This window comes from Streptomyces sp. SS8, from assembly GCF_054072955.1.
This window is the reverse complement of the sequence record NZ_JBSVCZ010000004.1, coordinates 164,213-184,165: the sequence shown is the minus strand read 5'-3', so window position 1 is coordinate 184,165 and position 19,953 is coordinate 164,213. Positions and strand designations below refer to the sequence as shown.

Sequence of the window (19,953 nt, the reverse complement as noted above, 5' to 3'; positions counted from 1 at the left end):
GCACCGCCGGCCGTCCGGTCATGCGCTCACGCGCTCATCCGGACGCGGGACGGAACTTCGCGTCGAGGCCGGGTGCGTGGACGGCCTCGACGCCGCGGAACTCCAGCAGGACGTGTCCTTGCGGGGTGCACGCGGTGACGGTGCAGCGGATGCCGCCCGCGGTCTCCGCCACCTCGTCCACGATCACCAGGAACGTCTGCCCGGCGGGCAGTTCGGCGTGGCGCAGCACCTCGCCGATCGCGCTGGGCAGCACCGCCTGGCCGCGGTGCAGCCGGGCCCACACCAGCACCGCCTGGAGCAGCAGGTCGGCCTGTACCGGGCTGTACCCGGGGGCCTGCCAGGCGCCGTCGGCGATCGGCAGCTCGGGCAGCCGGCACCCCACTACCAGCCGCTGCCCGTCCTCCAGAACCTCGGTCAGGCCGCGCAGCAGCGGGCCGTGGAAGAGGGTGCCGTCGGTGTAGGCGGTGACCGGGCGTCCGGTACCGGGTGCCGGCAGGCCGGCCATGGCCGGTGCGGGGGCCGGGGCACCGGCCACGGCCCGCGCCCGGTAGCGGGGCCGGCCCTCGCTGTCGTGGATCGCGACGTCCCAGGCCCCCGGCGTGCCGGCGGGCCGGACGGCCAGTCGCAGGCCGGACGGCCGGTCGTCGTCCAGGACCAGGCCCTTGTGCACCGCGAAGCCGGTCACCCGGTTCACCGGGGTGCCGGGCAGCACCTGGTGGACGGCGTTGAGGACCGCTCCCAGCGCCGCTGTGGCGGGCAGCACCGGATGGCCGCCGATGGCGTGGTCGGCGAGCACCGGGTCGCCTGCCAGGGGGGCCAGGGAGCGGTGGAGTTCCGCTCCCTGGGCCGGGAGTCCGGCGGGCTCCGGCGCGGACAGCGGGGTCACCGGGCCCACCACGCACACCGTGTCGCCGCCGCGCTCGGCACCGAACTGCTCGGTGAAGTACCGGACCCCCTCCTGAAGAGGGATCAGCGGCACACCGCGCTCGGCGAACATCCGCTCCAGCTCCGGGGTGACCATGCCACCGGCCCAGGCACCCCAGTTGACGGAGGTGATCCGGGCCCGGGGGGTCTGCCGGCGCAGCGCGCAGGCGAGCTGGTTGAGCGCCTCGTTGGCCATGGCGTAGTCGGACTGGCCCCGGTTGCCGAAGAACCCGGCGACCGAGGAGAACAGCAGCAGGTGCCGCAGTCCCCCGGCGGGCAGTGCCTCCAGTACGTTGCGCAGTCCCGTCAGCTTGGTGCGCAGTACCCGGTCCACGTCCTCGCCCCGCTTGGCGGTGATCAGGGCGTCGGCGAGCACTCCTGCCCCGTGCACCACTCCGGTGACGCGGTCCGCGTACGGTGCGAGAACCCGTGCCACGGCCTCGGGGTCGGTGATGTCCACGGCGGCGTACTCGGCGTGCGCCCCGGCCTCCTCCAGCTCCGCCAGGGTGCGGCGGATCTCCCGCTGCCCGGTCAGGTCCCGGGCAATGCGGTCGACCTCGCGCGGGGTCGGCTTGTGCCCGGTCCGCTTCAGCTCCGCCGCGGCGGCGGCCCGCAGCCCGCTCTCCGGTACCCCCTGGGCCCAGCCGGGCTCGTCGGCCAGTCCGGTGCGGCCGAGCAGCAGCAGCCCGGGGCGGTGGGCGCGGGCCAGGCCGACGGCGCAGGCCGCAGTGACCCCGCGCGCCCCGCCGGTGACCACCAGCAGGTCCTGCGGACCGGGCTCGGGGGCGCCGGGCTCGCCGGGCAGGTCGCCGGGCGTCTCGGCCAGGTCCGGGGTGCGGCGGGTGCCGTCGGCCGCCAGGCCCACCTGGACGGTGCCCGCACAGGCGTCGTGCGCCTCGGCCAGGAGCAGCTCCGCGCACCGGTCGGCGGGCAGGCCCGGGTCGAGGTCGACCGCGCGGCACAGCAGCGAGGGGGCCTCGATGGCGAGGGTCTTCACCAGACCGGTGACGCCGCCCAGGACCGCCCGCTCCACACCGGCGGCGCCGGTCAGCCCCATCCGGCCGTCGAGCCTGGTGACGGTGAGGAACGCCGCCCGGCCACCGTCGGCCGCGCTCCGCTCCAGCAGGGGCTGGACGGAGCCGGCCAACAGCAGGGTGTCCCGCAGCGCGGTGGCGGCGGCCTCCTGCCCGCCGGCCTCGACCTCGGCGACCACCAGGTCCAGACGGTCCGCGTCCTCGGGGGGACGGGCGCCGGTGCGGACCGTCCAGCCCCGGTCGCGCAGCGCGTCCGCGAGGGCGGCCAGCGGGCCGCTGCCGGTGTCACCGGCCAGGAGCGCGCACGGGGCGTCCCGGTAGGCGTCCGGCAGGAGGTCGGGGGCGGGCAGGGCACGCAGCCGGGCATGCCGCCGTCCCAGCCCCGGGCTCAGGCTTTTGGGGCGGACATCGCCTCCTCCGCGCCGGCGCCCGCGGCGGCGCCGGAGACGAAGGCGATGATGTCGTCCAGGGTGCGCAGTTCGGCGAGCTTCTCGGGGTCGGCGGAGGCCGAGCCGGGGAAGCGGTCGCGCAGCGATCCCATGATCTCGACCCGCTTGATGGAGTCGATGCCCAGGTCGGCCTCGACATCCATGGAGGTCTCCAGCATGTCCACCGGGTAGCCGGTCTTCTCCGCGACGCTCTCCAGCAGCGCCTTGCGGACGTCGTCCTCGGTGGCGGCCGCGGGAGCGGCGGCGGGCTCCGGGGCAGCGGCGGGAGCCGGGGCAGCGGGAGCCGGAGCAGCAGGGGCCGGAGCCGGGGCAGCGGGAGCCGGAGCAGCAGCGGCGGGCGCCGGGGCCGGAGCGGCGGGGGCGGGGGCCGGAGCCGGAGCCGGAGCCGGGGCGGGGGCCGTCGGCAGGGCCGGGGCCCACTCCTGGACCGGGGCCTGCACGGGGGCGGGCGCCGGGGCCCAGTCCTGGGCCGGGGCGTAGGCGTGGGATTCCGCGGGGACGGGCGCGATGCCGCTCTCCAGCAGCGCGAAGCTGCGCAGCACCTCACTGGCCTGGGCGTGGCTCTGCCCGATCGCCACACCCTGCTGGCTGATGGCGGTGATGCCGGTGAGGACCCTGTCGTCGAGGGAGCCGTCCAGCAGATTGGTCAGCCGCTCGGCCACCCGGAGCTGGCTGCCCAGGTACTCGCGGTGCATGGACAGGTGCTCCCAGGCGACGGCACCGGTGCCCGGAAGACCGGCGGCGCGGGGTATGCCGCCCTGCGGGGCGAGTGCGGCCGGGGCCGCGGCGGCCGGCTCCCGCTGCGGTACGGCGGGCTCGGCGCCGGTCGCCGGGGCGGCGCCCTCGACGCGGTAGCCGTTCTCCAGGGCCTCCTGGTAGGCCTGCTTGCGCTGCTCGGAAACGTGGTTCACACCGTTCAACGGAATCGTCATCCCCTCTGCCGGACGGGCCGGCTCGATGTCAGCGGTGTAGCGGTTGCAGTCGGTCAGGGGCGCGCCGAGCACGAGGAGCCGTGCGGCGAGCTGCTTGAGCGCGCGGTCGCCGTCCCCCTTGGGGCCGGGGTCCGCGCTGAGGACGAGGACGTCCTCGCGGTCGGCGAGGGTGCGGCGCACCAGGCCGGAGAGCACCGACTTGGGGCCGAACTCCACGAAGACCCGGAAGCCGTCCCGGTACATCTCCTCGATCCGCGGGGCGAAGTGGACCGGTGCGGTGAGCTGGCCGACCAGCACCTCGCGGTTGCCCGCGATGCGCCGCCCGTAGGAGGCGCCGGGTGCGTCGGCGTACACCGGGAAGGCCGGCGGGCGCACCCGGGTGGCCTCCACGGCCTCCTTGAAGGTGTCCACCGCGTGGGCGACGTAGCGGGTGTGGAAGGCCGCGGCGACGGGCAGCTCGCGGGCGGTCACCCCCTCCCGGCCGCAGTCCTCGGCGAAGGCGCGCACCGCCTCGGTGCCGCCGCCCACGACCACCTGGTCGGGGGCGTTGACGTTGCACACCTCGACGTCCTCGTGGCGGGCGGCGATCTTCTCCACCGTCTCCAGGTCCGCGGAGACCGCGGCCATGGTGCCGGGGTCCTCCGCGCCCTCGGGCCGCATCGCCATGGCGCGGCCGCGGGCCCGGGCCAGGCGGTGGAGGTCCCCGTCGGTGAGGCTCCCGGCCGCCCAGAGCGCGGTCAGTTCGCCGAAGCTGTGGCCGAGCGCGCCGTCGGGGGTGAAGCCCAGCTCGCTCAGGTAGCGGTACTGGCCGGCCGAGAGCGCCCCGATGGCGGGCTGGGCGTAGTCGGTGCGGCGCAGTGCGGCCTCCTGCGCGGCGCGGGTCTCGTCGTCGAAGGCCGGCGGCGGGAAGACGGTGCGGCCCAGCGGCTCGGCGCCGGCGAACTCGGCGGCGGCCGCGTCGTAGGCCGCCCGCACCGGGGGCACGGCCATGGCGGTGCGCGCGCCCATGCGCGGGTACTGGCTGCCCTGCCCGGCGAAGAGCGCGGCCACCTTCACCGGCCCGGCGTCCCCCGCGGCTCCGCCCTTGCCGCCGCCCCCGCCCAGGAGTGCGGTGCGCCGGTAGTAGGCGCCGCGCGGCAGGGCGAACTCCGGTGCCTCGGGGCGGGCGCGCAGTTCCCGGGCGGCGGCGGCGCGCAGTTCGGCCGCCTCCTCGGCTCCCGAGGCCACCAGCGCAAGCCGGGCGTGGCCGGCCGGGACCGGTTCGGTGCCGTCGGCGGGCGCCGCGTCCGACTCCAGCAGGTCCAGCAGCGCGGCCGGCTCCTCGGCGTGCCACAGGTGGACGCGGGCCGCGGGCGCGAGGACGGTGAGTTCCCGGCCCTCCGGGTCGTGCTCCTCCAGCACGCAGTGGAAGTTGGTGCCGCCGAAGCCGAAGGAGGAGACGGCCGCGCGGCGGCGCTCGCGCGCCGGATCGGCGATCCACGGCTGGGTGAGGGTGTTGACGTAGAAGGGCGAGTTGGGGAAGTCGACCGCCTCACGCGGGCGCTCGACGTTGATGGTGGGCGGAAGCACCTTCTGGTGCAGCGCGAGGGAGAGCTTGATCAGCCCGGCCGCGCCGGCGGCCGCCTTGGTGTGCCCGATCTGCGACTTGACGCTGCCCACCGCGGCGAACTGCCGTTCCTCGGTGGCCGAGGCGTACACCTCGCGCAGCGCCGTCAGCTCCGTGAGGTCTCCGACCGAGGTGCCGGTGCCGTGGCACTCGACCAGGCCGACCTGCTCGGGGCCGAACCCGGCGTCGTCGTAGGCCCTGCGCAGTGCGATGGCCTGGCCTTCCCGCCGGGGGGCGTAGATGGACTTGAAGCGGCCGTCGCTGGATGTGCCGATGCCGCGCAGCACGGAGTAGATGCGGTCGCCGTCGCGCTCGGCGTCGGCCAGGCGCTTGAGGGCCAGCATTCCCAGTCCCTCGCCGATGAGGGTGCCGTCGCTGTCCTCGTCGAAGGGACGGATGCGGCCCGAGCGGGAGAAGGCGGGGGTCTTGGAGAAGCACATGTACATCAAGATCGTGTTCTCCGCGTCACAGCCGCCGGTGAGCATCAGGTCGGCTCGGCCGGACACCAGCTCGGAGACGGCCATCCGCACGGCGGCCAGCGAACTGGCGCAGGCCGCGTCCACGGTGCAGTTGGTGCCGCCGAGGTCGAAGCGGTTGGCGATGCGCCCGGCGACGACGTTGCCGAGCATCCCGGGGAAGGAGTTCTCCTCCCAGGGGGCGAAGGCCTTGGTGAACTTGTCGGCGATCTCCTCCGCGTCCCGTTCGCTCAGACCGCAGCTGCGCACCACTTCCCTGAGCACCGGTGTCTGCAGGCGGGCGGCCAGGGGCTGGGTGAGGGAGTTCGCCCCGGTGATACCGAGAACGCACCCGGTGCGGGAGGGGTCGTACCAGCCGGAGCCGGGTGCCCCGGCGTCCTTGAGGGTCTGCTTGGCCACCGTCAGGCTGAGCAGCTGGAGGACGTCGGTGACCTCCAGGGTGTTCGGCGGCAGGCCGAACTCCAGCGGGGAGAAGGGGACGGTGGGCACGAAACCGCCGCGCTTGGCGTAGGTCTTGTCCGGCGCGGACGGGTCGGGGTCGTAGTAGTCGGAGATCTTCCAGTGGGACTCGGGGACCTCCTCGATGCAGTCGTTGCCCTCGGCGATGTTCTTCCAGAACTCGTTCAGGTCACCGGAGCGCGGGTAGAGCGCGCCCAGGCCGACGACGGCTATCGGGGTGTCGGAAAGTTTTCTGGCGGAAGGTTGCTGGACCATGGGGACTCCAACCGGTGTAGGAAAGGGCTCCTGTGTGGCGGGCGGCGGGGCGCCCGTCATCCCGGGGCGGGGGCCGTCTGGGGGGCCGCCGCGGCGGCGATGCGCCGCAGGGCCTCCGGTTCGCGCAGCATCGAGTAGTGGTCCCCGGGGGTGCGTCCGGTGCTCAGGTCGTCGCCGAGCACGGACCAGCCCAGTGGGTCGGGGGTGGCGAGAAGACCGCGCTCGGGACGCAGCAGGACCAGTGGCAGACCGGCGGGGCGGGGCCGGTGCCCGGCTGCCAGCCGGTTGTTGCGCCGCAGGCCGTCGAGATAGGTGTCGTAGACCTTGCGCAGACCGGGGAGGGTGGTGCCGGGCCGCAGGACGCCGCTGTCCAGTCCGGCGCGCAGCACCCGCTCCAGTGCCGCGTCCGGCCTGCCGTCCGGGCCTTCCGCGCCCTCCGGGAACTCGGTGGGCAGGGCGTCCGGGCCGCCGCCGCGTTTGGCGGCCAGATACATGCAGAACCAGGGCAGGGCCATGTCGTGCCCGATGGCCTCCTCCGGCTGCACGTAGCCCGGTACGGGCGCGATGCTGTCCAGCAGCACCAGCCGGCCCGGTCTTTCACCCCCCTCCAGCAGGCCCGCGAGCGCGTGCCCGACCACACCGCCGAAGGACCAGCCCAGCAGGTTCCAGGGCCGTGACAGCAGCTCCCGGGCGCGCAGCTCCTCGGCGGCCCGGGTGGCGAGCCGGTCGATCGAGGTGGTGACGCGTCCGCTGTCCAGAGCCGCCCGGAAGTACTCCGGAACCTGCTCGAGGTCCACCACGTGCAGCCCGGTGCCCGCTGGAAGCGATTGAGCCAGTCCCGCATAGTGGGCGGCGGGCAGGGCGCCCGGGTGGATCACCAGCACCCGGGCGGTCTCCGGCCCGCCCCCGCCGCCGAAGGCTCGGACGATCTCGGGCCGGGGGCGCTCAGGCCGCATGCTCGGCCTGCTTCTCGGCGATGTACCGGGCCAGCTGCGCGATGGTCGGGTGGTACCACAGCGCGGTGGTCTCCAGTTCGAACCCCAGCCAGTCCTCCAGTTCCCCGGAGAGGACCAGCGCTTCGGTGGAGTCCAGGTCGAACTCGTCGAAGTACTGCTCGGGGTCGACCTCGGCGGGCGCGACGCCCAGCTTGTGGGCGACCTTCTCCAGCAGCCACTGCTGGACCGTCTCGGCGGTGAGCGGCTCCGCGACGGCGCGGGCGGTCTGGGCGGACGGGGTGTCGGACACGGGATCTCTCCTTCTGGATGGCCTCGGGGGCCGGGACACGGCCGCCGGATCGGCGGCCTGGATTCCGAGCATCTGGGTCAGTTCCGCCACCAGCCACGCGGCGGCCGGGCGAGCGGAGGCCCGGCGGTACGCGTGCGATGCGGACACGGGATCAGGCGGCCGCGTCGCGGGACCTGCGCAGCGCTTCGCGAATCGCCTCGGCCGCCGCGAGGCCGGAGTCGAACGCGGACTCGTGCAGGCCGATGACGTCCGGGCCGAGTTTGCGCGAGTGGAAGTAGGAGCCGGCGAACATCAGTCGTCCGGCGGGATCGTTGAGGGAGTAGATCTCGCTCTGGAGCCTGCGGGCCTCCAGGGTGAAGACCGGGTGCCGGTAGGCGATCTCCTCGATGACGTGCTCGTCGCGGATGTCCACCCCGCTGTCCAGGGTGAGGAAGTAGTCCCTGGTGCCCTCCAGGCACTGGAGGTCGTTGAGGTAGTAGTTCACCCAGGAGGCCTGCTCGCCGTCGCGGTCCCGGCGGCCGTAGTTCCAGCTCCGCCAGGTGGTCCGGTCCTCCGGCATCACCGACGGGTCGGTGTGCAGGGTGGCGCGGGTGGGGTGGTACGCGAAGGCCTCCAGCATCCGCTGCCGGGGGGTGGGGTTCTCCAGCATCGCCAGGGAGTCGTCGGCGTGGGTGGCCAGGACCGCGTAGTCGAAGCGCTCCGTGCCCGCCGCGGTCCGCACCACAACGCCGTCCGGTTCCTGCCGTACGCCCAGTACGGGCGTGGCCGGCCGTATCCGCGCGCGGGCCGCGCGCAGCCGGGCGGCGGCTGCGCGTACGTAGAAGACGCTGCCGCCGGTCACCGTCCGCCAGGGGGCGGTGCGTCCTCCCAGGCCCTCGGCACCGTGCGCGAAGAAGAAGGCGATCACCGTGGAGGCGGGCATGTCCCAGATGCGGTCGGCAGGCACCGACCAGGCCGCCGTGGAGATCAGCACGATGAAGCCGTACCGGAACTCCTCCGAGTAGCCGTGCCGGTCGAGGTACTCCCCCAGCGGGACGTCGGCCTGCTTGCGGACGAAGTGCCTGGGCGACTCGGTGAGGAAGCGCCGGGCCTCCTGCCACAGCCGTACGAACTCGTCGGGGTACCGGGCCCGCACCTCCTCCTCCGGCTTCTCGAAGTCGTCGGACACGTAGGCGCTCTTGACGTCCAGATCGAAGAAGCAGAACTTCCCCGGGTGGCTCTGCGTCGCCACGCCCAGGTCGGCGAAGAAGCGGGTGAGCTTGGGGTAGTGCGGCTCGTTGTAGACGATGAAGGCGGTGTCCAGGCCGAAGGTGCGTCCGGCGTCCTCCACCTCGACCGTGTAGGCGTGCCCGCCCAGTCGCGGTTCGGACTCGAACAGTGTCACCTGGGCGTCCTCGCGCAGCCCGCAGGCTGCCGATATGCCCGCCGCCCCGCCTCCTACGACGGCGACCTGCGGTTTCATCGGTATCTCCTAACAAGATCCAGGGGACCGGAAACGGTGGTCCGGCATTCGACGGACAGGGTGAACACAGAGATCTCCTCGCATTGCGCTCACATCTCCGTGCGAACGGGGTGTGAGCGGGCAGGCTGCTTCGGACCGCCCGGCAGGAGCCGACGGCTTCATCCCTTGATTCATTTCGGCGCAGGACAGCCTGATTCAGGCGGCCGACACCATATGCCCGGCTCCCGCCCCGGGGCAGGACGGATTGATTACCGGCCGATTCCGGAGCCGAAGGGGAAAAGAGTTAACACGCGCAGAAGAATTGACTCGAGCACTCCGGTGAAAGTGGGGACTAGAGTGTTGCGACGAGGCACATCCGGCCGTTCGGACCGCCTTCGCAGGAGCCTGGGACCCGCCCCGGACCAGCGGACGCGGACGGCCCGCCGCCGAGCGGAACGACCGGGAGAAGAAGGCTTCGGCCGAGACTCCGGAAAGAGACGAAGGGTGCCCCCGGCCGGCGGACCGGGGCCCTGCCCCCGCCGCCGGCCCTCCCGGCTGCCGAACAACCCGAATCGGCCAACCAGGCTGTAAATCAATGCATTTGACGCATCGTCACCGATGCGTGAACCCCCGTGCCACCCTCCTTCAAAGGCCGGAGGCCCCGGGTAACGGACCGGGCGAACGGCCCTCGCCGCGAGGGTTCGCGGCGACCCGCACGGGCCGTCGGCGCGAACCGCCGCCCGCCGCCTCGCCGCACCCCCCGGCCGCCGACGCCCGGCCGGGCCCCCCGGCCTCCGCGGCGCCGCGAGGAAAGAACCTCGGGCCATCCCCCGACGAACAGCTCGGACCGAATACGCCAGGAGCTGCTGTGAGCGCCTCGACGGCCACCTACCTCCACCTCCGCATTTTCAGAGATGAAACACCGTTCCAGGCCCCCGCTGCGTCCCGGAACGGGCATGACCTTAGCAGGGAACGCACGATCCACGCATCAAAAGAACACATTTTTTCTCACGTTGTTAATAATTCGACACGGCGTCAACATGGCGTCATCAGCGCGTCCCGGATACACACGCCGACCTCGGGTTCTCCGACAGACGGGCGAGTGTGTCCGCGTTTGCACCCCGTACACTTCCCGCCCCTCTGTTGTTTATTTACGGACGTTCCGGGAGCGATGCTGTACGCGGCCTCCGCCCGGCGGCCGGAGGACCGGCCGGGACGCCGGAGGGGCCGACGCGGAGCTACGGTGGGGATGAGGCTTGCCAGTGCCCCGGGAAGGGAGCTGCACGGTGACCCACGGCATGCTCGACACAGCTCTCACCGACCTCCGCGCCGGCTTCGCCGGCGATGTCATCACCCCCGGCGACGCGCCCTACGACGAGGCCCGCAAGGTGTTCAACTCGATGATCGACCGGCGTCCCGCCGTCGTCGCCCAGTGCGAGACCGAACGCGATGTCGCCGAGGCGGTCCGGTTCGGGCGGGCCAACGGTCTGGAGGTAGCGGTCCGCGGCGGCGGACACAGCGTCGCGGGCATGGCCCTGACCGAGGGCGGCATCGTCGTCGACCTGCGGCGCATGCACACGGTCGTGGTCGACCCCGGCAGGCGCACCGCGCGGGTCGGCGGTGGCGCCGTCATGAGTCATCTGGACCGGGCCACCGAGCCCTACGGTCTGGCGACGACCGGCGGCCGGGTCTCCACCACCGGGGTGGGCGGGTTCGTACTGGGTGGCGGGACGGGCTGGCTGGACCGCAGGTTCGGCCTGGCGAGCGACAACCTGCTGTCCGCCGAACTGGTCACCGCCGACGGCCGCACCGTGCACGCGAGCGAGGAGGAGAACCCGGAACTGTTCTGGGCGCTGCACGGCGGTGGCGGCAACTTCGGCGTGGCCACCTCACTCACCCTGCGGCTGCACCCGCTCGCCGAGATGACCGCGGCCCTGCTGATGTGGCGCCCCGAGGCGGGCCCGGATGTGACACGGGTCTACCGCGGCTTCCTGGAGGCCGCCCCGGACGAGGTCAGCGGCGGACTCATCTACCTGACCGCACCGCCCGAGGAGTTCGTCCCCGCGGACATGGCCGGGAAGCTCGCCTGCGCGGTGTTGATCACATACGCGGGCGGCATGCAGGAGATGCGCGACGTCGCCGAGCCCATGCTCGATATGGACCACGACGCCGAGATGATCACCGAACTGTCCTACGCCGACCTGCAGTGCATGCTGGACGACCCGCCCGGTTACCGGAACTACTGGTCGGCCGAGTACCTGGCCTCCTTCCCCGACCAGGCGGTGGACGCCTTCTGCGCCCGCGCCGCCGATCTGCTCGTGCCCTCGCCCTCCCAGCACGTCCTCTTCCCGCAGGGCGGCGCGGTCGCGCGGGGCCCGGAGGACCACCCGATCCCCTGGCGGCGGGCCCCGTGGGTGGTCCACCCCTTCGGGCTGTGGGAGGACCCCGCCGACGACGAGCGTGTCCGGCGATGGGCCCACGACGTACGCGCGGACGTCAGGCCCTGGTCGGCCGGCACGGTCTACCTCAACTTCATCGGGAACGAGGGCGAGGACCGTGTGATCGCCGGGTTCGGGCCGGACAACCACCGGCGGCTGGCCGAGGTCAAGGCCGAGTACGACCCCGGCAACGTCTTCCGGCTCAACCACAACATCAGGCCCCGCTGACGCCGGGTCGGCGCTGCGTCAGCCGGGCGCGCCCGGTACACAGCAAACCGGGTGACAAGCCCCCGCCTGCTCGGGTCCGATGAGGGCCCCGCCGCACCGCCCACCACGGCGCGGAACCGGTCAGGCCCCCGCCGAGACGAGGAACCGTCCCATGGCGGCGAGCACCGACGGCTCGACGCGGTAGTACACCCAGGTTCCGCGGCGCTCGGAGGTGAGCAGCCCGGCCTCACGGAGCTTCTTCAGGTGGTGGCTGACGGTGGGCTGGGAGACCCCGACGTCGGAGATGTCGCACACGCAGGCCTCACCGCCGTCGTGCGAGGCCACCAGGGAGAACAGTCTCAGCCGCACCGGATCGCCCAGTGCCTTGAACATCGCGGCGGTCCGCTCGGCCTCCTCGGCCGTCAGCGGGCGCTCGGTCAGCGGCGGGCAGCACGGCTCCACCTTCGAAACCGGCGGCGCCTTCGTGTTCGACATGCCCCTATGTTGACACATGTCGAATCAGACGGACCAGAATGCGTGGCCTTCGAAACCACCCCGCTCGCCCCTCCGCGGCCCCCACTCCCGGCCCCCGTGACGGCGCGTCCGTAGAATGTCCGCGTGAACCGGCGACCGCACCCACCGACCCACCCCCGCCGGGCCCGGGTCCGCGTGGTGCTGCTGGTTCTGGCGGTGCTGACAGGGTTGGTGGCCATGCACGGCCTGGCCCCGGCCGGGGCGACCGCCGTGCCGAGCGCCTCTCGCAGCGCGCCCGCCGCCGGTCACGCGGTGTCCGCAGACGCGCCCGCCGCCGCGCACGGCTCCCCGGACACTGTCGCGGACGACGCCTGCGCACACCCGGGCCACGGGACGAACGGGCACCCCGACCACGCCGACGCCACCTGCGCGGCCGTGGGCATCTCCGGCCCGCCCCCGCTGCCGGCGCCCCCCGCCTGCGCCCTGACCCCGGCGCAGGCGCCCTTCGCGGGGCGGGCGCCGTCCGCGGCCCTCTCCGGCCGCGCTCCCCCGTCGCTGAGCGAACTGCAACTCCTGCGGATTTAGGAGCGCCCCGCGCGACCGCCCTCCCGTCCGGGGGCCGGCGGCCGCGCGCGACGCGCCATGTCCCGCCCCGTCTCCGGGGCCTCCCTCCCACGGCAGGAGTCCGTACCACCATGACCGCACACCGTTCCACCCTGCGCCGCGCCGCCCTCGCGGTGACCGCCGCGACCGCCGCCGCCGTCCTGGCCGCCTGCGGTTCCCAGGAGTCCTCTTCCTCCGGCCACGGAAGCCACGGCGGCAAGCCCACCGCGGACGACTCCGCCCCGGCCGGCTCCCACAACGCCGCCGACGTCTCCTTCGCCCAGGGGATGATCCCCCACCACCGGCAGGCGGTGGTGATGGCCGACATGGCCGAGACCCGGGCCGCCTCGCAGGAGGTCAAGGACTTGGCGGCCGAGATCAGGAAGGCCCAGGATCCGGAGATCGAGACCATGTCCGGATGGCTGGAGTCCTGGGGCGAGCAGGTTCCCCCGAAGGATGAGGGCACGGACGGGACGGACCACTCCGGCCACGGCTCCCACGGGATGAGCGGAATGATGACCCCCGAGGAGATGGCGGAGCTGGAGGGGTCCTCCGGCAAGGCGTTCGACACCGCCTTCCTGGAGATGATGATCGAGCACCACAAGGGTGCGGTGACCATGGCCGAGGACCAGAAGGAGAACGGCTCCTACGGCCCGGCGAAGGCCATGGCCGACGACATCATCACCACCCAGAACGCCGAGATCGACGCGATGGAGAAGCTGCTCGGCCGGAAGTAGGGCCGGCACCGGGGGCCGGGATCCCGGCCCCCGGTTTACGCACCACTCTGGGGTGTTACCCGTCCGCACGGCACCGCGGGCCCCGCCCCCACACCGGGCCGGGGGCCGCCGCGAGACCGAACGAAACCGCGCGAAAGGGGACAACCATGACGACGATGGTCAGCGAGATGCTGCGCACCTACCCGGCCGACCTCGGTGGTGTGAACCGCCAGGCCATGGAGCGCTGCATCGCCGAGTGCTTCGACTGCTCGCAGGCCTGTACGGCGTGCGCGGACGCCTGCCTGTCGGAGGACATGGTCGCCGAGCTGCGCAAGTGCATCCGCACCAACCTGGACTGCTCGGACATCTGCGAGGCCACCGGCAAGATCCTGTCCCGGCACACCGGTTACGACGCCAACATCACCCGCACCCAGCTCCAGGCCTGCGCCATGGTCTGCGAGTCCTGCGCGGAGGAGTGCGAGCGCCACGCCGACATGCACGAGCACTGCCGTATCTGCGCCGAGGCCTGCCGCCGCTGCGAGCAGGCCTGCAACGAGCTGCTGGCGACCCTCTGAGGCCCCCCACCGGTAAGGACGGGCTGTACGCGGGATCGCCACCGACGGCACGGTGCACCGCAGCACCGACGGCGGCGGAGGCTGGTCGGAGACCGGCAGGGTGCCCGGCGGGCAGGCGCAGGCCCTCACCGCGGTCACCCCCGACCGGGTCCTGGCCGCCACCGCCGGCGGCGTCCACGAGTCCCGCGACGGCGGCAGGGCCTTCACCGAGCGCCTGTCCCTGTCCGAGGGCGGCCACTGACGGCTTCCCCGCAGACCTCCCGGTCCGGTCGCCGGCGGAGTGGGTGCCTCAGACCCGGTCGCCGCGGTCACCGCGGTCGTCCTGGCCGCTGCGGTCGTCGCGCCATCCGTCGCTGTGCAGGAACCCCCGTACGCTGCGCCGCCGCCGGGCGTGCTCCCGGACTCCGGCGGCGTACCGCTCCTCGTCGACCACGGGGGCGCCCGCCTGCCGCAGCACTGACAGCCCGGGCGCGGGGTGCTCCTGTCCGGCCCGGCGGAAGAACTGCCCCCGCAAGGTGTCCAGCACCTGGTCCAGGGCGGACAGCAGGGGGCCGGTGGCCGCCGGGTCGGGCCTGGCCTCGGGAGCCGCGCCGGCGCACAGCAGCAGAAGGGTGTCGTCGAGGACGGCGACGGCGGGAGCGGGGGCCTTGTGGGACGAGGCGGAGTGGAAGTAGTGGACGACCGGGTAGGCCAGGTGGTGTTCGCCCATGCGCAGCAGCGGGGCGGTCAGGGAGACCAGATGCTGGTTGAACATGGAGCTGAAGCCGTTCCCGGTCCACCCTGTGGCGATGACGGCGGCGGCGTCCCGCCCCAGGGCGTGGATCTGCTCGGCCAGGACTCGCTTGTGGACCACCGCCTGGACCACCTGCACCAGATAGGTGATGGAGAGGGTGGCCAGGAACAGCCCGGACAGCGAGGCGACGGTGGTGGCCACCTGGGCCCAGGCGGTGCCTGGGACGTAGTCGCCGATGCCCAGGGTGAAGACGGTGTAGCCGGTGAAGTACACCCGCGCCCAGCCGTCGGCGGGCACACCGGTGACGGAGGTGACGACGGCATCGTCGTGGGAGGCGAACACCAGCCACCATCCGGCCCACAGCAGCACCGTCCAGGTCAGGAAGGTGGCCAGCAGGGTGAGTGTCCCGCTCCATTCCAGCAGCCGCGTTCCGCGCGACACCCGGGACTGGACGGCCAGGAGGCCTCGCCACACCCCTTTGGCCACCCGGCCGCCGACCGGGCCGGTGCCGGTGACCATCGACAGCGAGGTGATCACCGCGTCGGCCAGGGCCAGGGCGGCCAGGGCGCAGCCGGAACGTTCATCGCGCCGCCTCCCGGTCCTTCTCGCCCGCCCTGGCGTAGAGGGACAGACCGGGGGCCGTGGTGACGCCGTGCGCGACGGTGCTGGCGGCGACGACCAGCGTTCCGGCGGCCAGCACCACCGGGTCGGCGCCGAGCCGGTGGGCCTCCATCGTCAGGTAGAACAGGGCCGAGACTCCGATGGGGCCGAACCAGCCCATGAAGAGGGTCTCGCGCCAGGTCAGGGAGAGCGGCCGCTTCAGCGCCAGCAGGACCGGCAGGCGGCGCAGCAGCAGAACGCCCAGGACCAGCAGGATGCCGCGCCACCAGCCCAGCTCGCCCCACTCGCGCCAGGGGATCATGGCGCCGAACACGACGAACAGCGGCAGGACGAGGAAGCGGTTGACCGCCTCGTCGTTCTTGTCCTCGTCGGCGCGCTCGCTGACCGAGCTCGTCGCGTTGAAGGCCAGTCCGCTGACGAAGACGGCGAGGATGCCGTCCAGGCGCATCAGCCCGGCCGCCCCGAGGACGAGGAGGGCCAGCAGCAGGGTGTAGACCAGCAGGGGGCCGGACTGGACGGTCCGGTGCTCCTCCGCCTTGCGCAGCACCCTGCCGCCCAGCGCGCCCGCCGCCGCTCCGAGGACGACCGCGCCCAGTACCTGCCACAGGGACTCCAGCAGAGCGTCGGTGCCGCCGAGGGTTCCGGCGATCGTCACCGCGGCCAGCACCAGGGGCAGGGCGAGGCCGTCGTTGGCGCCCGACTCCAGGGAGAGCAGTTGCCGGGTGCGGGCGGTGATCGTCTTCTCGGCCGGCTCGCCGGTGACCACGCTGGAGGCGAGCACCGGGTCTGTCGGGCACAGGGCCGCGCCCAGCAGCGCGGCCGCGCCGAGGCCGAGCCCGAGGACGGCGGCCGACAGCGCCGTGGTGATCAGCGCCATCCCCAGCATGGCCGCCACCAGCAGGACGGCCAGTGGTTTCGCCCTCGAGCGCACGTCGTGGAACGGGTAGCGCAGGGCGATCGCCATCACCGACACCGCCAGGAGCAGGCGGGAGGCCTCGTGCAGTTCCTTGTGCCCCTCCACCACGGTGGGCAGGTCGAGGACGCCCAGCACCTGCGGGCCGAAGACGATCCCGGCCAGCAGCGCCAGCAGCGGCCCGCTCAGCGGAGCGCGCTGGATGTGTACGGAGAGGGCGGCGACGACCAGGGCGAGGGCCGCGGTGACGGTCAGGAGTTCGTCCAGCATGTCCGTGCGGCTGCCCTGCTCCGCTCTTTGTCATGCACCGACAGTCGCTCCGGCCACCGGGCGGACGGGGCGTCCGGGTGGCGTGGCCGGACGAGACGCCGAAGCGGGCGCAGAGCGAGAGGCCGGCCACTCCGAATCCATACACACGTTCGCCTCCGATACGCAGGAGCCGCCACATCTCATCCGAAGGGGTGGTGTCCGGCGCTCTCCACCGGATCCCGGAGTTCTGACGGACCGTCAGCGGAAATCCGGCCCGTCAGGAAGCCGCGACGGCGGGTCGCACTGAGGAGAGGAGAAACCCTTGAGGGCAGCCGACTCGAGTGATCGCGCCGCTCATAGGGGCCGCCGCATCCCACGGCAGCGCCGGGGCCCCGGCGGGCCTCGCACGGCCGCCTGCCCGCTCCGGCTGGAGCGGGCACGCCACCGGGAAGACCGGCTCCTGCCCCGGCGGGCCGAGATGTAGGAGGTGCCCGGCACACCAGAACACAGACGCGAGCGACACGCCTCCCCCGAGGACGCGGGCGGGGTCCGGCTCACCGGGCCCCGCCCGCGCACGCGTCCGACGGGCGCTGGTGGGACGTCCCGCGCGCCTGCGGGCCGGGCGCCCGGGGAGCCAGGCGGCGGGGGCGGGCGGCGGAAGCGGCGTGAGTACGCGCCCGCGCAGCGGGAACGGCAGCGGTGTGCCTGCTCTTCCTGTCCGCCCCTCCCGACGCCCCCGTTCCGAACGCGAGCGGCTCGCCCGGGAGCTGCTGGACCGCGCGACCCCGGTGATGAGCGCACTGGGCGTGCTGTTCCTGCTGCTCGTGCTCGGTGAGCGGCTGGCCCGGCCCGGCAGCGCGCTGAGCCTGGCCCTGGCCGTGGCCGGCTGGCTGCTGTGGGCGGTGTTCGCCGCGGAGTTCCTCACCCGTGTGCTCATCGCTCCCGACACCAGGGCCTTCTGGCGCCGCAACTGGTGGCAGCTCCTCTTCCTGGTGCTGCCCTTCCTGAGGGTGCTGCGGCTGGCGCACTCGGTGCGGATGCTGCGCACCGGCCGGGTGCTCTCCTCGGTGGTGCGCTCCTCCCGCTCGGCGCGCCGGGTGCTCGGTGACCGGATCGGGTGGCTGGCGGCCGTCTCCGCCATCACCGTCCTGGGCAGCGGGGAACTGCTGTACGAGTTCGGCTCCTACCGCTCCCTCGGCGAGGCGCTGCACGCCACCGCGCTGGCCACCGTCACCGGGGAGCCGCTGAACCGGCCCGGCGCCTTCCCCAAGGTCATGGAGATCGTGCTGGCGGTCTACTCGGTCGCCGTCTTCGCCACCCTCGCGGGCAGCCTGGGGGCCTACTTCCTGGAGTCCCGCACCGCCGGCGACCGGCCCGCCGGGACAGGCGTCGGGGAAAGCGGGAACTCCTGATCACGGACGGGTGGCCGGGGTCCGGACGGACGGCCGCCGGGGGCGTCGCGAACGGGCAAGGCACGGAGCCCCGCGCCGCACCCCGCTCATTCGGCCTCTTCCGGGCTCATGCGCCGGGCCCGGAACAGCAGCAGCATGCTCACCAGAGCCAGCACCACGAGCACGACGCCCATGACGATCTCGTTGGTCTGGGCCACCCGGGGGGTGTTCTCGGTGCCGCCGTAGTCGATCAGAGCGGGCGCGACCAGCAGCCACACGCCCAGGAGCAGGACGGCCAGATCCGACAGCCACCCGCGCGGGCGTACGATCCGGGCGAAGGCGACGAGCAGCAGCACGATGCCGACACCGGTCTCGTTGCGCTGGGCGTCGACCGCGGCGTCGCCGAAGGGGTACCTGAGGAACCACGAGGCCAGGATCAGCCAGATGCCGGCCAGCAGCATCAGGCCGGTCACGAGCTGGTCCCGAATCCCCGGGGGACCGGGCGTGGAGGCGGCGCTCCGGGCGGCTGCCCGCCCGCGCGGTGAGGAATGACGAGCCATGGGAACTCCTTGATGGATCTTCCCGACCATCTTGGTACCGTTCGCGGCGGTTCGCCCGGTACGCGTCCTCCGCCCAGGCTCCGTTCGGCGGCCTCCGCCCCCGGATCACTCCCCCGGCCGTGCTCCGGCCGCTTGCCCGACGTCCGACAGGGAGCTGCCCGAGCCGGCCTGCGAACGGGTGATCACGCTGAACTTGCCGTCGGTCTCCAGCACCACCGCGGCGACCTCCTCGACCGAGCCGATCCCCTGGGAGCGGATCGCCTGGAGCACCTCGCTCTCGGTGACCCGCTGCCGGGCCATCGCCTCCCCGAGCATGCGGCCGCCGCTCAGCAGCAGGGTCGGTTCGGCCTTGACCAGCCGCCGGAAGCGGTGGGAGCGCACCGCCGCCCAGGCACTGACGAACTGGAGGGCCACCAGCAGGGCCAGGGCGAGCGCTCCCTCGGCGAGGGAGACGGTCGAGTTGAGCAGGATGGTGGCCAGCGTCGACCCCAGGGCCACGGTGACCACCAGATCGAACGCGTTCATCTTCGCCAGCGTGCGTTTGCCCGAGATCCGCACCGCCGTGATCAGGGCCACGTAGGAGCACGCGGTCATGACGGCCACCCGCAGCAGGTCGTATCCGGTGTCGAAGAACATCGGATACGACTACCCGGTGGTTCCGTTCCGCAACACGCCCGCGCCCCCCGTGACCGGGCCGCTGGACGCGCGTTCCTCCGGCGCCGGCCCGGAGGCCGCCCGGACGCCGCCGTCCGTACGGCCCGCGCGGTCAGCCGGGCCGCTGGACGCGCAGACCGGCGGTGACCAGCTTGCGGACGGCGATCACGGCGGCGGCCGCCGCGATGGTGCTCCAGCTCGGATCACCGGTCAGCCGCAGCAGTCCCGCCGCGGTCAGGAAGTCCAGGAGGACGGCCAGGGCCGGCGCGAGCCGTCCGGCCGCCGCGAGCACCACCGCGGCGGCCACCAGCCCGAAGGCGGTGGTGGCCAGCGCCGCCAGGTTCAGGGCGGTGGTCATACCGGTTCCGCCCGGGCCCGGGAGCCGTCCGCCTCCTTGCGGCGTTCGCGTTCGATCTCGGCGCGCTCGGCCGCGATCTCCCGGCCGAGGAAGAAGTTCAGGGCGGTGCGGATCGCCGCGATCGCGGCGAGCTGCCCGATCTCGGTGAAGCTCGGCGCGACCGCCGTGCGCAGTACGTCTCCGGCGAGCTGGAACTCCAGGCCGAGCGCCAGGAAGCGCCCCAGAGTGAGCCGGATCCTGTTGAACCTGCGGTCCGGGCCGGCCCCCCGCGCCATGGTCAGCAGGAAGCGTCCGAACGCCCAGACGGCTCCCGTGAAGATGATCAGGGCGCCCGCCGCCTCCACCAGCCTCACCAGGAGGTCGACCGCTTCTCCGAGCGCGGACTCGGACAGCACTTCGGCGGTTGTGTTCACGGTCGGCGAGTACCCGCACCGGTCCGCTCATTCCACGGACGGCCGATGTGACGCACCTCATCCGGTTCCATCCGGATTCATGATCCCCGGTGCGGAATGTCCGCGCCGGCCGGGCGGTTGTACTCGTCGCGGGTGCCGGAGGGCGGGACAGTGTCCCCGGGCCTCACACACCGCCTGCGAGGACGATCGTCCGGCTGAAGCCTCGCAGTGCCACTCGCCGCGAAGGC

18 protein-coding genes are annotated in these 19,953 nt (G+C 73.2%); 6 read left to right on the top strand and 12 right to left on the bottom strand.

What is annotated here, in order from left to right; translation table 11 throughout:
- Positions 1 to 34 precede the first annotated feature (34 nt).
- From ACW69E_RS06150 to ACW69E_RS06130, 5 genes are all read right to left on the bottom strand, one after another.
- Complete coding sequence (locus ACW69E_RS06150; RefSeq protein WP_457497149.1) at positions 35 to 2,137, bottom strand: SDR family NAD(P)-dependent oxidoreductase; 2,103 nt, start codon at positions 2,135 to 2,137, stop codon at positions 35 to 37.
- 209 nt (positions 2,138 to 2,346) lie between these two features.
- On the bottom strand, positions 2,347 to 6,135 hold the full coding sequence (locus tag ACW69E_RS06145) for a beta-ketoacyl synthase N-terminal-like domain-containing protein (protein WP_457497148.1): 3,789 nt from the start codon (positions 6,133 to 6,135) through the stop codon (positions 2,347 to 2,349).
- A 56-nt stretch (positions 6,136 to 6,191) separates the two neighbouring features.
- Positions 6,192 to 7,091: a thioesterase domain-containing protein gene (locus ACW69E_RS06140; protein WP_457497147.1), complete on the bottom strand. Its 900-nt coding sequence runs from the start codon at positions 7,089 to 7,091 to the stop codon at positions 6,192 to 6,194.
- Positions 7,081 to 7,380, bottom strand: coding sequence for an acyl carrier protein (locus tag ACW69E_RS06135; RefSeq protein WP_457497146.1), 300 nt, complete (start codon positions 7,378 to 7,380; stop codon positions 7,081 to 7,083). The genes ACW69E_RS06140 and ACW69E_RS06135 overlap by 11 nt, the downstream gene beginning before the upstream one ends.
- A 151-nt stretch (positions 7,381 to 7,531) precedes the next feature.
- Positions 7,532 to 8,842, bottom strand: coding sequence for an NAD(P)/FAD-dependent oxidoreductase (locus ACW69E_RS06130; RefSeq protein ID WP_457497145.1), 1,311 nt, complete (start codon positions 8,840 to 8,842; stop codon positions 7,532 to 7,534).
- Between the two features lie 1,277 nt (positions 8,843 to 10,119).
- On the opposite strand from ACW69E_RS06130, the gene ACW69E_RS06125 reads away from it, so the two are divergent.
- A complete protein-coding gene (locus ACW69E_RS06125) occupies positions 10,120 to 11,487 on the top strand; it encodes an FAD-binding oxidoreductase (RefSeq protein WP_457497144.1) in 1,368 nt (455 codons plus the stop codon).
- Positions 11,488 to 11,607: 120 nt separating this feature from the next.
- Here ACW69E_RS06125 and ACW69E_RS06120 read toward each other — a convergent pair whose 3' ends face one another.
- Complete coding sequence (locus tag ACW69E_RS06120; protein ID WP_237878182.1) at positions 11,608 to 11,961, bottom strand: ArsR/SmtB family transcription factor; 354 nt, start codon at positions 11,959 to 11,961, stop codon at positions 11,608 to 11,610.
- 123 nt (positions 11,962 to 12,084) lie between these two features.
- Here ACW69E_RS06120 and ACW69E_RS06115 point away from each other — a divergent pair, with 123 nt between their 5' ends.
- From ACW69E_RS06115 to ACW69E_RS06100, 4 genes are all read left to right on the top strand, one after another.
- The gene (locus tag ACW69E_RS06115) at positions 12,085 to 12,525 is read left to right on the top strand and encodes a DUF6153 family protein (protein WP_457497143.1); all 441 of its coding nucleotides are present in this window, start codon (positions 12,085 to 12,087) and stop codon (positions 12,523 to 12,525) included.
- Between the two features lie 110 nt (positions 12,526 to 12,635).
- Positions 12,636 to 13,280, top strand: coding sequence for a DUF305 domain-containing protein (locus tag ACW69E_RS06110; RefSeq protein ID WP_457497142.1), 645 nt, complete (start codon positions 12,636 to 12,638; stop codon positions 13,278 to 13,280).
- 146 nt (positions 13,281 to 13,426) lie between these two features.
- A complete protein-coding gene (locus ACW69E_RS06105) occupies positions 13,427 to 13,834 on the top strand; it encodes a four-helix bundle copper-binding protein (protein ID WP_457497141.1) in 408 nt (135 codons plus the stop codon).
- A gap of 52 nt (positions 13,835 to 13,886) precedes the next feature.
- Positions 13,887 to 14,075, top strand: coding sequence for a hypothetical protein (locus ACW69E_RS06100; RefSeq protein WP_457497140.1), 189 nt, complete (start codon positions 13,887 to 13,889; stop codon positions 14,073 to 14,075).
- Positions 14,076 to 14,123: 48 nt separating this feature from the next.
- Here ACW69E_RS06100 and ACW69E_RS06095 read toward each other — a convergent pair whose 3' ends face one another.
- A complete protein-coding gene (locus ACW69E_RS06095; protein WP_457497139.1) occupies positions 14,124 to 15,104 on the bottom strand; it encodes a potassium channel family protein in 981 nt (326 codons plus the stop codon).
- 43 nt (positions 15,105 to 15,147) lie between these two features.
- On the bottom strand, positions 15,148 to 16,371 hold the full coding sequence (locus ACW69E_RS06090; RefSeq protein WP_457497138.1) for a cation:proton antiporter domain-containing protein: 1,224 nt from the start codon (positions 16,369 to 16,371) through the stop codon (positions 15,148 to 15,150).
- A 680-nt stretch (positions 16,372 to 17,051) separates the two neighbouring features.
- On the opposite strand from ACW69E_RS06090, the gene ACW69E_RS06085 reads away from it, so the two are divergent.
- A complete protein-coding gene (locus ACW69E_RS06085) occupies positions 17,052 to 17,762 on the top strand; it encodes a hypothetical protein (RefSeq protein WP_457497137.1) in 711 nt (236 codons plus the stop codon).
- 86 nt (positions 17,763 to 17,848) lie between these two features.
- On the opposite strand, the gene ACW69E_RS06080 is transcribed toward ACW69E_RS06085, so the two are convergent.
- The 4 genes from ACW69E_RS06080 to ACW69E_RS06065 all read right to left on the bottom strand — a co-directional run bounded on the left by ACW69E_RS06080 (position 17,849) and on the right by ACW69E_RS06065 (position 19,726).
- Positions 17,849 to 18,301: an SPW repeat domain-containing protein gene (locus ACW69E_RS06080; protein WP_457497136.1), complete on the bottom strand. Its 453-nt coding sequence runs from the start codon at positions 18,299 to 18,301 to the stop codon at positions 17,849 to 17,851.
- Between the two features lie 105 nt (positions 18,302 to 18,406).
- Entirely contained in the window at positions 18,407 to 18,937 is a 531-nt protein-coding gene (locus tag ACW69E_RS06075) for a DUF421 domain-containing protein (RefSeq protein WP_457497135.1), read from the bottom strand.
- A gap of 130 nt (positions 18,938 to 19,067) precedes the next feature.
- Complete coding sequence (locus ACW69E_RS06070) at positions 19,068 to 19,313, bottom strand: hypothetical protein (RefSeq protein ID WP_457497134.1); 246 nt, start codon at positions 19,311 to 19,313, stop codon at positions 19,068 to 19,070.
- Positions 19,310 to 19,726 (bottom strand): DUF1622 domain-containing protein, encoded by a 417-nt coding sequence (locus tag ACW69E_RS06065; RefSeq protein WP_457497133.1) that lies wholly within the window; start codon positions 19,724 to 19,726, stop codon positions 19,310 to 19,312. Before ACW69E_RS06065 ends, ACW69E_RS06070 begins: the two co-directional genes overlap by 4 nt.
- Between the last annotated feature and the right edge of the window lie 227 nt (positions 19,727 to 19,953).